This window comes from Kitasatospora sp. NPDC089797, from assembly GCF_040684795.1.
GTDB lineage: Bacteria > Actinomycetota > Actinomycetes > Streptomycetales > Streptomycetaceae > Kitasatospora.
In genome coordinates, this window is sequence record NZ_JBFBGS010000037.1 from 45,626 (window position 1) to 59,653 (window position 14,028).

Annotated in this window: 10 protein-coding genes; 3 read left to right on the top strand and 7 right to left on the bottom strand. The window is 74.9% G+C overall.

Annotated elements, in window-relative coordinates; translation table 11 throughout:
- Positions 1–67: 67 nt before the first annotated feature.
- The 7 genes from AB0O91_RS27475 to AB0O91_RS27505 all read right to left on the bottom strand — a co-directional run bounded on the left by AB0O91_RS27475 (position 68) and on the right by AB0O91_RS27505 (position 11,891).
- Positions 68–2,530 (bottom strand): SpoIIE family protein phosphatase, encoded by a 2,463-nt coding sequence (locus tag AB0O91_RS27475; RefSeq protein ID WP_363438218.1) that lies wholly within the window; start codon positions 2,528–2,530, stop codon positions 68–70.
- A 145-nt stretch (positions 2,531–2,675) separates the two neighbouring features.
- On the bottom strand, positions 2,676–3,296 hold the full coding sequence (locus AB0O91_RS27480; RefSeq protein ID WP_363438221.1) for a TetR/AcrR family transcriptional regulator: 621 nt from the start codon (positions 3,294–3,296) through the stop codon (positions 2,676–2,678).
- Positions 3,297–3,439: 143 nt separating this feature from the next.
- Positions 3,440–5,026 (bottom strand): AMP-binding protein, encoded by a 1,587-nt coding sequence (locus tag AB0O91_RS27485; RefSeq protein WP_363438224.1) that lies wholly within the window; start codon positions 5,024–5,026, stop codon positions 3,440–3,442.
- 360 nt (positions 5,027–5,386) lie between these two features.
- The gene (locus AB0O91_RS27490; RefSeq protein WP_363438228.1) at positions 5,387–6,559 is read right to left on the bottom strand and encodes an acyl-CoA dehydrogenase family protein; all 1,173 of its coding nucleotides are present in this window, start codon (positions 6,557–6,559) and stop codon (positions 5,387–5,389) included.
- Between the two features lie 22 nt (positions 6,560–6,581).
- A complete protein-coding gene (locus AB0O91_RS27495) occupies positions 6,582–8,558 on the bottom strand; it encodes a biotin carboxylase N-terminal domain-containing protein (RefSeq protein ID WP_363438292.1) in 1,977 nt (658 codons plus the stop codon).
- A gap of 13 nt (positions 8,559–8,571) precedes the next feature.
- Entirely contained in the window at positions 8,572–10,170 is a 1,599-nt protein-coding gene (locus AB0O91_RS27500; RefSeq protein WP_363438231.1) for a carboxyl transferase domain-containing protein, read from the bottom strand.
- Positions 10,167–11,891: an acyclic terpene utilization AtuA family protein gene (locus AB0O91_RS27505; protein WP_363438234.1), complete on the bottom strand. Its 1,725-nt coding sequence runs from the start codon at positions 11,889–11,891 to the stop codon at positions 10,167–10,169. Before AB0O91_RS27505 ends, AB0O91_RS27500 begins: the two co-directional genes overlap by 4 nt.
- 255 nt (positions 11,892–12,146) lie before the next feature.
- Here AB0O91_RS27505 and AB0O91_RS27510 point away from each other — a divergent pair, with 255 nt between their 5' ends.
- From AB0O91_RS27510 to AB0O91_RS27520, 3 genes are read left to right on the top strand one after another with little or no spacing between them, the layout of a single operon-like run.
- A complete protein-coding gene (locus AB0O91_RS27510) occupies positions 12,147–12,710 on the top strand; it encodes a hypothetical protein (RefSeq protein WP_363438237.1) in 564 nt (187 codons plus the stop codon).
- Between the two features lie 28 nt (positions 12,711–12,738).
- Entirely contained in the window at positions 12,739–13,242 is a 504-nt protein-coding gene (locus AB0O91_RS27515) for an N-acetyltransferase (RefSeq protein ID WP_363438239.1), read from the top strand.
- A complete protein-coding gene (locus AB0O91_RS27520; RefSeq protein WP_363438242.1) occupies positions 13,235–14,002 on the top strand; it encodes a class I SAM-dependent methyltransferase in 768 nt (255 codons plus the stop codon). Before AB0O91_RS27515 ends, AB0O91_RS27520 begins: the two co-directional genes overlap by 8 nt.
- Positions 14,003–14,028 lie beyond the last annotated feature (26 nt).

Below are 14,028 nucleotides of genomic sequence, written 5' to 3' on the forward strand. Positions count from 1 at the left end.
CGAGAACGACCGTTCCCCGAGGGGAGCGGTCGTTCTCGTCGGCGGAACGGGCCCGGACCGCGTTCGGCTAGGACGCCCCGAAGGGCAGCTCCAGCTCCGCCCAGACCACCTTGCCGTCCCGGGTCAGCCGGCTGCCCCAGCGCTGGGCCAGCTCGCTGACCAGGAACATCCCGCGCCCGCCCTCGTCCTGCTCGGCGAAGGGGCGCAGCTGCGGGGTCGAGCCGCCGGCGTCGGAGACCTCGACGGTGAGCACCCGGTCGCGGAACAGCCGCAGCCGTCGCGGCGCCTCGGCGTGCAGCAGCGCGTTCGTGACCAGTTCGCTGACCAGCAGTTCGGCGTAGTCGGAGAGGGCGTTCAGACCCCAGGCCTCCAGCGTGGCGCGGGTGAAGCGGCGGGCCTTGCCGGGGAGCCTGCCGCCGCCGGTCAGCGGGAGGGTGGCGATCCGGTCGGCGGGCACCGGCAGCGCCCGGGCCATGATCATCGCGATGTCGTCCTCGGTGCCGTCGGTGACCAGGGCCGCGACCACCGCGTCGCAGCTCTCCTCCAGCGTCCGGCCGGGCCCGGCCAGGGTGCGGGCCAGCCGGTCGATGCCGTGGTCCAGGTCCTGGCCGCGCCGCTCCACCAGGCCGTCGGTGTAGAGGGCGAGCATGCTGCCCTCGGGGAGGGTGAACCCGATCGACTCGAAGGCGACCCCGCCGACGCCCAGCGGGACGCCGGGCGGCACCTCGATCCGGCGGGCGGTGCCGTCGGCGCCGACCCGGACCGGCGGCAGGTGCCCGGCCGAGGAGACCTGGACGGTGCGCTCCAGCGGGTCGTAGACCGCGCAGATGCAGGTGGCGAACTGGCCCTCGCCGATGCCCGAGGCGGTCTCGTCCAGTCGGGTGAGGACCTGCTCGGGCGGCATGTCCAGGGTGGCCAGGGTGCGGGCGACGGTGCGCAGCTGGCCCATCGTGGCGGCGGCCCGGATGCCGTGGCCCATCACGTCGCCGACCACCAGGGCGACCCGCCCGCAGGACAGCGGCACCACGTCGAACCAGTCGCCGCCGACCTCGCTGACCACGCTGCTGGGCAGGTAGCGGTAGGCGATCTCGAGGCCGAGGGTGCGGTGGATCTCCTGCGGCAGCAGGCTGCGCTGCAGGGTGAGGGCGGTCTCCCGCTCCCGGCGGTAGAGCCGGGCGTTGTCCAGGGCCAGGGCGGTGCGGGCGACGAGTTCCTCGGCGAGGGCGACGTCGGCCTCGTTGAACGGCTCGGGGTTGCGCATCCGGATGAACTCGGAGCCGCCGAGCACCATGCCCCGGGCGGTGATCGGCACCATCAGGTACGAGTGGATGCCGGCCGCGATCCCGGGGGCGACCCGGTCCTCGCTGGACACCAGACCGCGCAGCACCTCCTCGTCCACGTGGGCGCGCAGCAGCGGCCGGCCGCTGCGCAGGCACTGGGTGTAGCTGCGGTCGGGGGTGTACTCGGAGGTCTCGCCGACGGCGTCGACGGCGTGCGCGAGGCCGGTCTCGTACTCCTCCCCGACGGCGACGGCGCGCAGCGTGACGGACCGGTCGGCGGGGATCGGGGTGGGCTCGGCCCCGCGCAGCACGGGCTCCAGCAGGTCGACGGTGGCGAAGTCGGCGAACCGGGGGACGACCGCCTCGATCAGCTCCTCGGCGGTGCGCTGGAGGTCGAGGGTGGTGCCGATCCGGGCGGTGGCCTCGGCGATGGTGGCGAGCCGCTCCTGGGCGCGGGCGGCCCGGGCCTCGGCCTGGAAGCGCTCGGTGACGTCGATGATCGAGGAGCAGACGCCGAAGACCCGGCCGGTGGAGTCCTCCAGCCGGAAGTAGGAGGCGGACCAGGCGCGGTCCCGCTTGGGGTCGCCCGGGACGCGGCCGTGCGAGCGGGCGTCCACCACGGGCTTGCCGGTCTTGAGCACCTGCCGCATGGTGTGCTCGATCTCGGCGCTGTTGATGCCGGGCAGGACGGCGGATATCCGGCGGCCGAGGTGGGCGGCGACCGGGACGCCGTTCATCCGGGCGAGCGCCTCGTTGATCCGGGCGTAGCGCAGGTCGGTGTCGTAGACGGCCATGCCGATCGGGGAGCGGCCGAAGATGCCGTCCAGGACGGCGAGGTCGGCCTCGATCGCGTGGATGGCCCGGGTGTCGGAGGCGGTGGCGAGCAGCAGCAGGGTGCCGGTCGGGCCGGAGATCGGGTAGGTGCGGAACTCCAGCTCGACCTTGTGGCCGTCGCGGTGGCGGACCGGGAAGACGAAGGAGGTGTCGGTGCCGCTCAGGATCCGCTGGAAGATCGCGAGCACGTCGGCGCGGTCGCTCTCGTCGGTGAGCAGCCGGGCGGCGTAGCTGCCGACGGCCTGCTCCGCGGTGTAGCCGAGCAACGCCTCGGCGTCCTCGCTCCAGTGCAGGATCAGACCGTCGCCCTGGACCAGGACCGTGGCGAGCGGGACGAGTCGGTGGCCCTCGGGGCGCGCGGGGTCACCGTCCGGCACGGGGCCGCTGTCGGTCGCGTCCCACTCGTGTCTGTGCATGCAGGCAGCACCCCGGTTCGGGTCGGGCCCGGCCGGGTGGGCCTCGCGGTCGGTGCCGGCCGGGGTTCTTCTCCAGACTGCACGGACATCGGTCGCCCGGCGACCCCTTGGTCAGGGGGCGTCCGGTCGCTCGGTTGTACGGGCGTCATGGGCGTACCGGCCGCAGCGTACTCTCCAGAATGCCCGCCCACTGCCGGATCACTCCGGAACGTCGCAGGCTGTCGTCGGTGAGCAGGTTGGCCAGGCCGAGGCCGCGGGCGAGGTCGAGGGTCGCCTGCACCGATTCGCGTACGCCCGGCCGGGTCTCGTCGGCGTCCAGGAACTCCACGGCGGCCCGGTGGGCCTCCCGGCCGACGTGGCCCTCCAGGGCGACGATCCGCTCCCGCAGCGCCTCCTCGGTGGCGGCGGCGGTCCACAGGTGCAGGGCGGCGCGGAACAGCGGGCCGGTGTAGAGGCGGACGATCATGTCGACCACGGCCCGGGTGCGGTCGGGGCCGGCGGCCGGCAGCTCGTCCGCGTGGGCGCGGACGGCTGCCAGCCGCTCGGCGGTGACCTGCTCGACGGCCGCGGTGAAGAGGTCCTCGCGGGTCGGGAAGTGGTGCTGGGCGGCGCCCCGGGAGACGCCGGCCCGTTCGGCGACCACGGTGACCGTGGAGCCCTGCCAGCCGAGCTCGGCCAGGCAGTCCACGGCGGCCGCGAGCAGCCGGGCCCGGGTCGCTCGGCTGCGGTCCTGCTGGGGGGTGCGGACGGCGGGGTGGCTGGTCATGGCGGGTGGCGGTTCCTGTGTCGGCGGGGTCGGGTCCGGTCGGGGCGCGGCGGGTCGATCTTCACAGACCGGCCCCGCGCCCCGGCCACCGGGTCCGGCTCCCGGGGCGCTCCGCCGCGCGGGGCCGCCGGCCGGGGCGGCGGTCAGCGGGAGGCCTCCCGGGCGCGCAGTTCGCGGCGGAGGATCTTGCCCGCCGGGGACTTGGGGACGGCGTCCACGAACTCCACCGCGCGCACCTTCTTGTAGGGGGCGACCTGCCCGGCCACGTAGCCGGTGACCTCCTCGGCGGTCAGGGCGCTGCCGGGGGCGCGGACCACGAAGGCCTTGGGGCACTCCGTCCCGTCGGCGTCCCGGACGCCGATCACGGCGGCGTCGGCGATCTGCGGGTGGCCCAGCAGCACGGCCTCCAGTTCGGCGGGGGCGACCTGGTAGCCCTTGTACTTGATCAGTTCCTTGACCCGGTCGACGACGAAGAGGTAGCCGCGTTCGTCCACGTAGCCGATGTCGCCGGTGTGCAGCCAGCCCTCGGCGTCGACCATGGCGGCGGTCTCGGAGGGGCGGCCGAAGTAGCCCTTCATCACCTGGGGGCCGCGGATCAGCAGCTCGCCGGGCTCGCCGGGGCCGAGGTCGTCGCGGGAGCCGTCCAGGGCGGCCACCCGTAGTTCGGTGGAGGCGATCATCCGGCCGACCGAGCCGGGCGAGGGGTCGCGCTCGGTCGGGGAGACCACGTGGGTGACCGGGGACAGCTCGGTCATCCCGTAGCCCTGGAGCAGGTGCGGCAGGCCGAGCCGGCGGGCGCAGGCGTCGGCGAGGTCCTGGTCCAGCGGGGCGGCCGCGCACAGCAGGTACTCGACCGAGGAGAGGTCGAACCGCTCCACCACCGGGTGCTTGGCCAGGGCGAGGACGATCGGCGGGGCGACCACCAGGCCCTGGACCCGGTGCTGCTCGACGGTGCGGCAGAACTGCTCCAGCTCGAAGCGGGGCAGCACGACCACGGTGGCGCCGCACCGCAGCGGCTGGTTGAGCAGGGCGGTCAGGCCGTAGATGTGGAAGAAGGGGAGGACGGCGAGGACCCGTTCGCCGACCGAGGGGCGGTAGAGGGCGTCGGTCTGGACCAGGTTGGTGGCGATCGAGCGGTGGGTGAGCATCACGCCCTTGGGCAGGCCGGTGGTGCCGCTGGAGTACGGGAGGACGGCGATGTCCTCGCCGGGGGTGATGGCCGGTTCGGGGGCGGGACCGGTGGCGGCGAGCAGGTCGGTGAGCGAGCGGTGGCCGTCGGCGCCGTCCAGGACGATGATCTCGGTCAGTGGGCGGCCGTCGGCGTCCAGTTGGTCGGCGGCGGCGCGGGCGGTCGGCAGGAACGGGGAGACGGTGATCAGCCAGCGGGCCTCGCTGTCGCCCAGTTGGCGGGCCAGTTCGCCGGGGGTGCTCAGCGAGGACACCGTGGTGACGGTGGCGCCGGCCCGGGTGGCGCCGTAGCAGGCCATCGGGTAGACGACCGTGTTCGGGCTGAACAGGGCCACCACGTCGCCCTTGCGCACCCCCGCCTCGGCCAGGGCGGCGGCGACCCGCTCGACGGCGGCGGCGAGCCGCGCGTAGCTGACCTGCTCACCGGTGACGCCGTCGATCAGGGCCGGCCGGTCCCCGTACTCGGCGGCGTCGGCGAGCACCGCGTCGTGGATCGGCAGGTCGATGACGGGGACGTCCGGGAACTCGCTGCGGAACACCAAGGCATGCCTCCGGTAAGGAAGTTGACGTCGCAACCAAAACGGCGAGGGAATGGAGCGGGGCGCGTTCAGGAGCATACGGACAGTCAGGGGGAAGGCTGGGCCATTGCGGGGAACCGGGCGCGGAGCGCGCGTGGCACGGTTGCCCCGGAGTGCGCCCGACCGGACGGCGCTGCACCACGGCCGTCCGCCCTCCCCGAATCGAATCCGCCCCCGGGCCCGGCACCGCCGGGGCCCGGGGGCGGCCCGAACGGGCGTCACCGACCAGAACGGGCATTCCCTTCGACGGGGGCGGCCCCGGGCGGCGGAAGGCCTTCGGCACCTGCTGCGCCGTCCCGCTCCGGCGGACGTCCGGTGGCCTCCTCAGTAGGACCTGGGCAGGCCCAGGGTGTGCTGGGCGACGTAGTTGAGCACCATCTCCCGGCTGACCGGGGCGACCCGGCCGACCCGGGTGGCGGCCAGCAGGGCGCCCAGCCCGTACTCCTGGGTCAGGCCGTTGCCGCCGAGGGTCTGCACCGCCTGGTCGACGGTGCGGGCGGCGGCCTCCCCCGCGGCGTACTTGGCCATGTTGGCGGCCTCCCCGGCCGCCACGTCCTCGCCCGCGTCGTAGAGCAGCCCGGCCTTCTGGGTCATCAGCCGGGCCAGCTCGATCTCCACCGCGCACTGGGCCAGCGGGTGCGCCAGTCCCTGGTGGGCGCCGATCGGGGTGGACCAGACGGTACGGGTCTTCGCGTACTCCACCGCCTTGCCGAGCGCCTGACGGGCCAGGCCGAGCGAGAAGGCGGCGGTCAGGATGCGCTCCGGGTTGAGGCCCGCGAACAGCTGGAGCAGACCCGCGTTCTCGTCCCCCACCAGGGCGTCGGCGGGCAGCCGGACGTCGTCCAGGAAGACCTGGAACTGCTTCTCCGGGGCGATGAGTTCCATCGGGATCGGCCGGTACTCGAAGCCGGGGGTGTCGCGCGGGACGACGAACAGGCAGGGCTTGAGCCTGCCGGTCCGGGCGTCCTCGGTGCGCGCGACGAAGAGCACGGCGTCCGAGTGGTCGATGCCGGAGACGAACACCTTGCGGCCGGTCAGCAGCCAGTCCTCGCCGTCCCGGCGGGCGACGGTGGAGATCCGGTGCGAGTTGCTGCCGGCGTCCGGCTCGGTGATGCCGAAGGCCATCCGGCGGCTGCCGTCGGCGAGTCCGGGCAGCCAGCGCCGCTTCTGCTCCTCGGTGCCGTAGCGGGCGATCACCGTGCCGCAGATCGCCGGGGAGACGATCAGCAGCAGCAACGGGCAGCCGGCGGTGCCGAGTTCCTCCAGGACGATGGCGAGGTCGCTGATGCCGCCGCCACCGCCGCCGTACTCGGCGGGCAGGTTGACGCCCAGGTAGCCGGCCTTGCCGGCGTCCGCCCAGAGCTCGTCGGCGGGCTCGCCGGCCCGGGCCTTGGCCAGGTAGTAGGCGGAGCCGTAGCGGCGGCCGAGGTCGCCGACGGCCTGGCGCAGGGCGGTGCGTTCGGGGGTTTCGAGGAGCTGGCTGCCGGTGGTGGGCATGCGGGTCCTTCTTCCTCTGGTCTCAGACCTCTTCGGGGGACTTCACGACGGCGAGCAGGGCGCCGAGCTGCACCTGCTGACCGGGGGCGGCGCGGAGCTCGACCAGGGTGCCGGCGGCGGGGGCGGTGACCCGGTGCTCCATCTTCATCGCCTCCAGCACCAGGAGCGGCTGCCCGGCGGTGACGGTGTCGCCGACGGCGGCGGCGACCCGCAGCACGGTGCCGGGCATCGGGGCGAGCAGGGCGCCCGGGTCGGTCTGCGCGGTGGGATCGGGGAAGCGGGGCAGGGCGGTGAGTGCGGTGCTGCCGACCGGCGAGTCGACGTACACCCGGTCGCCGTAGCGGGCCACGTCGTAGCGGCGCCGCACCTCGCCCTCCCGGAGCAGGACGAAGTCGGGTGCGGCTTCGATGAGTTCGACGTCGGCGTGGCCCTCGGCCCGCAGCCCGGCCCTGGTCCGGCGGTAGCGGACGTCCAGCTCGCGTCCGTCCGCGGTGCGGTAGCGCTTGGACTGCGGCTGGGAGGGCAGGTTGCGCCAGCCGGAGGGCAGCGCGGTGGTGCGGGCGGCCGCGTCGGCGAGGGCGGCGGCCAGCGCGGCCCGCTCGACGCCCCCGGCGCCGGCCGTGGTCGGTCCGGCGGCGGGTCCGGCGGTGAACTCGGCCGTGAGCTCGGCCGTGAGCTCGGCGGCGTGTTCGGCGAGGAAGCCGGTGTGGACGCGTCCGGCGCGGAACTCCGGGTGCCGCAGCGCGCGGACCAGGAGGTCCCGGTTGGTGGCCGGGCCGTGGATCCGGGCCCGGGCGAGCGCGTCGGCCAGCCGGCGGGCGGCCGCCGCGCGGGTCGGCGCCCGGACGATCACCTTGGCGAGCATCGCGTCGTAGTGCGGGGTGATCTCGTTGCCGGCCTCCACCCCGGAGTCCAGGCGCAGCCCGTCGCCGCAGAACTCCCGGTGTTCCGACGTCAGTTCGAGGCGGTGCAGGGTCCCGGTGGCGGGCTGCCAGTCCCGGGCCGGGTCCTCCGCGTACAGCCGGGCCTCGATCGCGTGGCCGGTGCTCGGCGGCGGGGTGGCGGCGGGCAGTTCCTCCCCCTCCGCGACGGCGAGTTGCAGGGCGACCAGGTCCAGGCCGGTGACCGCCTCGGTGACCGGGTGCTCGACCTGGAGGCGGGTGTTCATCTCCAGGAAGTAGAACCGGCCGTCCTCGGCGAGCAGGAACTCGGCGGTGCCGGCGCCGACGTAGCCGATCGCCCGGGCCGCGCCGACCGCCGCCCGGTGCAGCTCGGCCCGCACCCCGGCGGGCAGGCCGGGCGCCGGGGCCTCCTCGATCACCTTCTGGTGCCGCCGTTGCAGCGAGCAGTCGCGGTCGCCGACCGCCCACACCGTGCCGTGCGCGTCGGCCAGCAGCTGGACCTCGACGTGCCGCCCGGTGGGCAGGTAGCGCTCGCAGAACACCTCGTCCGAGCCGAAGGCCTTGGCCGCCTCCGCCCGGGCGGCATCGAGCGCGGCGGGCAGGTCCGCCAGCCGCTCGACCACCCGCATGCCGCGGCCGCCGCCGCCCGCCGCGGCCTTGACCAGCACCGGCAGGTCGGCCTCGGCCGGCGCGGCGAGCGCGTCCAGCACGGGCACCCCGGCCGCGGCCATCAGCCGCTTGGCGGCGGTCTTGGAGCCCATCGCCGCGATCGCCTCCGGCGGCGGGCCGATCCACACCAGGCCGGAGGCCAGCACGGCCCGCGCGAACTCGGCGCTCTCGGACAGGAAGCCGTACCCGGGGTGGACGGCGTCCGCGCCGGCCTGGAGGGCCGCCCGGACGATCAGCTCGCCGCGCAGGTAGGTGTCGGCGGGCGCGGCCCCGGGCAGCCGGACGGCGGCGTCGGCCTCCCGCACGTGCGGGGCGTCGGCGTCCGGGTCGGAGTGGACGGCGGTGGTCGCGACGCCGAGCTCCCGGCAGGTGCGGAACACCCGGCGGGCGATCTCGCCCCGGTTGGCGACCAGGACATTGGTGATCATCATCAGGGTTCCCCTACATCCGGAAGACGCCGTAGCCACGCGCGCCCTCGACCGGCGCGTTGTGGATCGCGGACAGGCACAGGCCGAGCACCGTACGGGTGTCGCGCGGGTCGATCACACCGTCGTCGTAGAGCCGGCCGGACAGGAAGACCGGCAGCGACTCCGCCTCGATCTGCTGCTCGACCATCGCCCGGATCGCCGCGTCCGCGTCCTCGTCGTACGGGCGGCCCTTGGCCGCCGCCGACTGGCGGGCGACGATGGAGAGCACCCCGGCGAGTTGCTGCGGGCCCATCACCGCGGACTTGGCGCTCGGCCAGGAGAACAGGAAGCGCGGCTCGTAGGCCCGGCCGCACATGCCGTAGTGGCCGGCCCCGTAGGAGGACCCGATCAGGACGGACAGGTGCGGGACGGTGGAGTTGGAGACCGCGTTGATCATCATCGCGCCGTGCTTGATGATGCCGCCCTGCTCGTAGTCCGTGCCGACCATGTAGCCGGTGGTGTTGTGCAGGAACAGCAGCGGGGTGTTCCGCTGGTTGGCCAACTGGATGAACTGGGCGGCCTTCTGGGACTCCTGGCTGAACAGCACGCCCTGGGCGTTGGCCAGCACGCCGACCGGGTACCCGTGCAGCCGGGCCCAGCCGGTGGCCAGGCTGGTGCCGTACAGCGGCTTGAACTCGTCGAAGTCCGAGCCGTCGACGATCCGGGCGATCACCTCGCGCGGGTCGAAGGGCACCTTGAGGTCGCCGGGGACGATGCCGAGCAGCTCCTCCTCGTCGTACTTCGGCGGCTCGGCGAAGCGGTCCGGGTCCGGGCCGGGCTTGCGGTGGTCCAGCCGGGCGACGATCCGGCGGGCGATCCGCAGCGCGTCCGGCTCGTCCGCCGCGAAGTGGTCGGCCAGGCCGGAGGTGCGGGCGTGCATCGCGGCGCCGCCCAGCGACTCGTCGTCGGCCTCCTCGCCGGTGGCCATCTTCACCAGCGGCGGGCCGCCGAGGAAGACCTTGGCCCGCTCCTTGACCAGCACGGTGTGGTCGGACATCCCCGGCACGTAGGCACCGCCCGCCGTGGAGTTGCCGAACACCACGGCCACGGTGGGGATCCCGGCGGCGGAGAGCCGGGTGAGGTCCCGGAACAGCGCGCCGCCGGGGATGAAGATCTCCTTCTGGCTGGGCAGGTCGGCCCCGCCGGACTCGACCAGGTTGACCAGCGGCAGCCGGTTCGTCAGCGCGATCTCGTTGGCCCGCAGCGCCTTGCGCAGCGTCCACGGGTTGCTGGCGCCACCGCGCACCGTCGGGTCGTTGGCGGTGATCACGCACTCCACGCCCTCGATCACCCCGATGCCGGTGACCAGGGCGGCGCCCACCGGGTAGTCGCTGCCCCAGGCGGCCAGCGGGGACAGCTCCAGGAACGGCGAGTCCTGGTCGACCAGCAGCTCGATCCGCTCCCGGGCCGGCAGCTTGCCGCGCTTGCGGTGCCGCTCCAGGTACGTGGGGCCGCCGCCGGCCAGCGCCTTGGCGTGCTCGGCGTCCAGCTCCGCGAGCTTGGTGATCATCGCGGCGCGGTGCTCCGCGTACTCGGGCCCGGCCGGATCGACACGGGTGGGCAGGGCGGTCACAGCAGAACCTCCGGAATGTCGAGGTGGCGCGAGCGCAGCCACTCGCCCAGGGCCTTGGCCTGGGGGTCGAAGCGGTGCTGGGCGGCGACGCCCTCGCCGAGCAGACCGGTGAGGGTGAAGTTGACCGCCCTGAGGTTCGGCAGCAGGTGCCGGGTGACGGGCAACTCGGCCGTCTCGGGGAGCAGTTCGCGCAGCACCGGGACGGTGAGGGCGTGCGCGAGCCAGCGCCAGCCGTCCTCGGTACGGGCCCAGACCCCGAGGTTGGCGTCGCCGCCCTTGTCACCGCTGCGGGCGCCGAGCACCAGGCCGAGCGGGGCCCGGCGGGTCCGGCCGGGCGGCAGCGGGGCGGGCAACTCCCCGTCGGGGGAGCCGGGTCGGCCGGTGACGGGAGCGGGGGCGGTGACGGGGGCGGGCGGGACGGTGATCCGGCGGCCGTCCGGCAGGACGGCGGTGTGCTCCACCAGCTTCGCGTCGACGTGCGCCGCGGTGAACACCCCGTACGGGGCGCCCGGGCCGGGCGGGGCGGTGAGGTGGAAGCCCGGGTAGCCGCCCAGCCCCAACTCGACGGCGGCCTTGCCGAGTTCGCGGCCGACCCTGGCCGGGTCACGGTCCCGGGCGGTCAGCCGGAGCAGGGCCGAGGCGGCCTCCTCGGTGCCGGCGTCAGGGTGGTCGGTGCGGGCGAGGGTCCAGCGCAGTTCGGCCGGACGGGCCCCGGGCGCCAGCGCGGCCGCGAACTGGCGTCGCACCAGGGCGGCCTTGGCCTCGATGTCCAGGCCGGTGAGCACGAAGACCACCTCGTTGCGGTGGCCGCCGAGCCGGTTCAGGCCGACCTTGAGGGTGGGCGGCGGAGCCTCGCCGCGCACGCCGTCGATCCGCACCCGGTCGGGGCCCTCCGCGGTGAGCCGGACGGTGTCCAGGCGGGCCGTGACATCGGGGCCGAGGTAGCGCGGTCCGCCGGTCTCGTACAGGAGTTGGGCGGTGACGGTGCCGACGGTGACGGCTCCGCCGGTGCCCGGGTGCTTGGTGATCACGCTGGAGCCGTCGGCGTGCAGCTCGGCCAGCGGGAAGCCCGGGCGGTCCACGTCGTGCTCCTGGAAGAAGGCGTAGTTCCCGCCGGTGGCCTGGGCGCCGCACTCCAGCACGTGCCCGGCCACCACCGCCCCGGCCAGCGGATCGAGGTCGGCGGCGGTCCAGCCGAAGTGGGCGATCGCGGGCCCGGCCACCAGGGCGGCGTCCGTCACCCGGCCGGTGACCACCACCTCCGCACCCCCGGCCAGACAGGCCGCCACGCCGAACCCGCCGAGGTAGGCATTGGCGGCCAACAGGTCCTCGGGCAGCCCGAGTTCGGCGCGGCGCGACAGCAGGTCGTCGCCCTCGACGTGGGCCACCGCGGTCGGCACCCCCAGGCGCTGCGCCAGCTCCCGCAGCCGCTCGGCGAGCCGGGCCGGATTGAGGCCGCCGGCGTTCACCACGATCCGCACGCCGCGCTCGCGGGCCAGCCCGAGGCACTCCTCCATCTGCCGCAGGAACGTCCGGGCGTAGCCGAGCGACGGGTCCTTCAGCCGGTCGCGGGCCAGGATCAGCATGGTCAGCTCGGCCAGGTAGTCCCCGGTCAGCACGTCCAGCGGCCCATCGGTGAGCATCTCCCGCACCGCCGCGAAGCGGTCCCCGTAGAACCCCGAGGCGTTGCCGATCCGAAGTACCGAGCTTGCGCGCGCCAATGCGCCTCCCCTGCCGCCGGGTTGACGGCGCCCCGCACGGGCGCCGTCGGGCAGCAGCGTGGCACCGGCCCGGGAAAAAAGCAATCATGCCTGCTTGTTTTTCGGCCAGGGCGGGACGCCGGGGCCGATCGGGTGGCCGGGCCGACCGTTCACTCCGATACCCGGGCCGCTGCCTCCCAACGGCGGCTGCCGCCGCCACCGGCCGGCTCCGACCATGGAAAGGTCGTCCTGAGAGCGTGACGGAGGAAGGGTCCGATGACACAACCACCGGGGTCCACCGACCCCCAACCGGCGCCGGGCGCGGAGACGTTGGAGGGTCTGGCCGGTTCGGCGCGCGGCTGGCACACCATCCAGCTCGGCGTCCTGGGCTTCGTCGGCATCTGCGGCGTGCTGCGCCCCGCCGGCGGGGCGGCCCCCGCCGCGGTCCAGTGGCTCGCCGCGTCGCTGGCCGTGATCGCGCTCGGTGTCGCCTGCGCGGCGCTGCTCACCGTCGGCCGGGTCGCCTATCCGATCAGCGCCGGCACCGGTTCTGGCCCCGGCGTCAGCCCGCTCGCGCTCGCCCGGGCCCGCGGTCGGCTGCACACCGGCATCCGGCTCACGATCCTCGCCCTGGTCCTGATCGTGACCGCCGCCCTGACCGGCTGGTGGCCGCGCCACGACCCCGCACCGGGCGTCCCGGCGAAGGCGGCGGCGAAGGCGGCGGCGGTGACGGTCGGCGCCGACACCGGGCAGACCCGGTGCGACTCCCGCCCGGCCGGCGCGCGGGACCCGGCGGGGCCCGCTCCGGCCCGGCAGTGCCCCGGATATTCGGTGCGCTGACGGCCGGATCGCGGCTAGCCTCGGCGGCATGACCTGGCTGCCCGCTGACTTCGTCCACCCCGTCCACGTCCCGCTGCTCGACGGGTCGTACCACCTGCGACCGATCCGGGAGGCGGACGCCCCGATGGACTATCCGGCCGTGACGGGCTCGCGGGAGCGGCTGTTCGGGATCTTCGGGCCGGCCTGGGGGTGGCCGGCGGAGACGATCACGGCCGAGTCGAACCGGATCGACCTGGCGCGGCACGAGCGGGAGATCGCCGCCCACCAGTCGTTCAACTACGTGCTGCTGGACGGCGCGGAGACGGCGGTGCACGGGTGCGTCTACATCGACCCGCCGGAACGGGCGGGGGCGGACGCCGAGGTCTCCTGGTGGGTGGTGGACGGGCTGGTCGGCAGCGAGGTGGAGCGGGCCTTCGACGCCCTGGTGCCGCGGTGGATCGACCAGGACTGGCCGTTCGACCGGCCGCGCTTCCCCGGGCGCGGGATCAGCTGGCAGGACTGGCTGGCGCTGCCGGAGCCCCCGCGTGGCTGAGCCGCCCGAGCGCGCGCTGAGCTTCGGGACGGTGGCGGAGGCCTACGAGCGGTACCGGCCGGGGTATCCGGCCGCGCTCTTCGACCTGGTCGCCGGGTACGCGGGCCGGCCGCCGCGGACCGCCCTGGAGATCGGCGCCGGGACGGGCAAGGCGACCCGGCTGTTCGCCGGGCACGGCGTGGCCGTCACCGCGACCGAGCCGGACGGCGCGATGCTGGCCGAGCTGCGCCGGCACGTCCCGGCGGGTGTCCGCACGGTGTGCTCGACCTTCGAGGAGCTGCCGCCGGACGGACCGTACGACCTGGTGTACGCGGCGGCCGCGCTGCACTGGACGGAGCCGTCCGGCCGGTGGCGGCGGGCGGCGGAACTGCTGCGCCCGGGCGGCGTGTTCGCCTGCTTCGGCGGGCCGGTGGCGCTCGCCGACCCGGCGCTGGCGGAGGCCGTCCGGGCGGCCCGGGCGCCGTTCCTGGCGAGCGACGACGTCCCCTCCCCCGACGGCACCCCGGCGCGGGCCCGGATGCAGTGGCCGGGCACCGAGCTGCTGCGCTCCGAGAGCTTCGGCGACGTCCGACAGGCCGTCGTCGAACGGGCGTTGACGATGGGCGCGGCGGAGTACCTCGGCCATCTCGCCACCGTCTCGGCCTACCTGGTGCTGCCGGCCGACACCCGGGCGGAGGTGTTCCGGCGGATCCTCGCCGTGCTGCCGGAACGGGTGGAACTGGACGCCGACATCACCGTGCACCTCGCCCGGCGCCGCTGATTCGTGGCTTCCGCCAGTACGCCGGC

Bases quoted from the DNA above. Each gene is read 5' to 3' on its own strand.
- AB0O91_RS27490 (WP_363438228.1), bottom strand. From the start codon at position 6,559: ATGCCCACCACCGGCAGCCAGCTCCTCGAAACCCCCGAACGCACCGCC.
- AB0O91_RS27495 (WP_363438292.1), bottom strand. From the start codon at position 8,558: ATGATCACCAATGTCCTGGTCGCCAACCGGGGCGAGATCGCCCGCCGG.
- AB0O91_RS27480 (WP_363438221.1), bottom strand. From the start codon at position 3,296: ATGACCAGCCACCCCGCCGTCCGCACCCCCCAGCAGGACCGCAGCCGA.
- AB0O91_RS27510 (WP_363438237.1), top strand. From the start codon at position 12,147: ATGACACAACCACCGGGGTCCACCGACCCCCAACCGGCGCCGGGCGCG.
- AB0O91_RS27515 (WP_363438239.1), top strand. From the start codon at position 12,739: ATGACCTGGCTGCCCGCTGACTTCGTCCACCCCGTCCACGTCCCGCTG.
- AB0O91_RS27475 (WP_363438218.1), bottom strand. From the start codon at position 2,530: ATGCACAGACACGAGTGGGACGCGACCGACAGCGGCCCCGTGCCGGAC.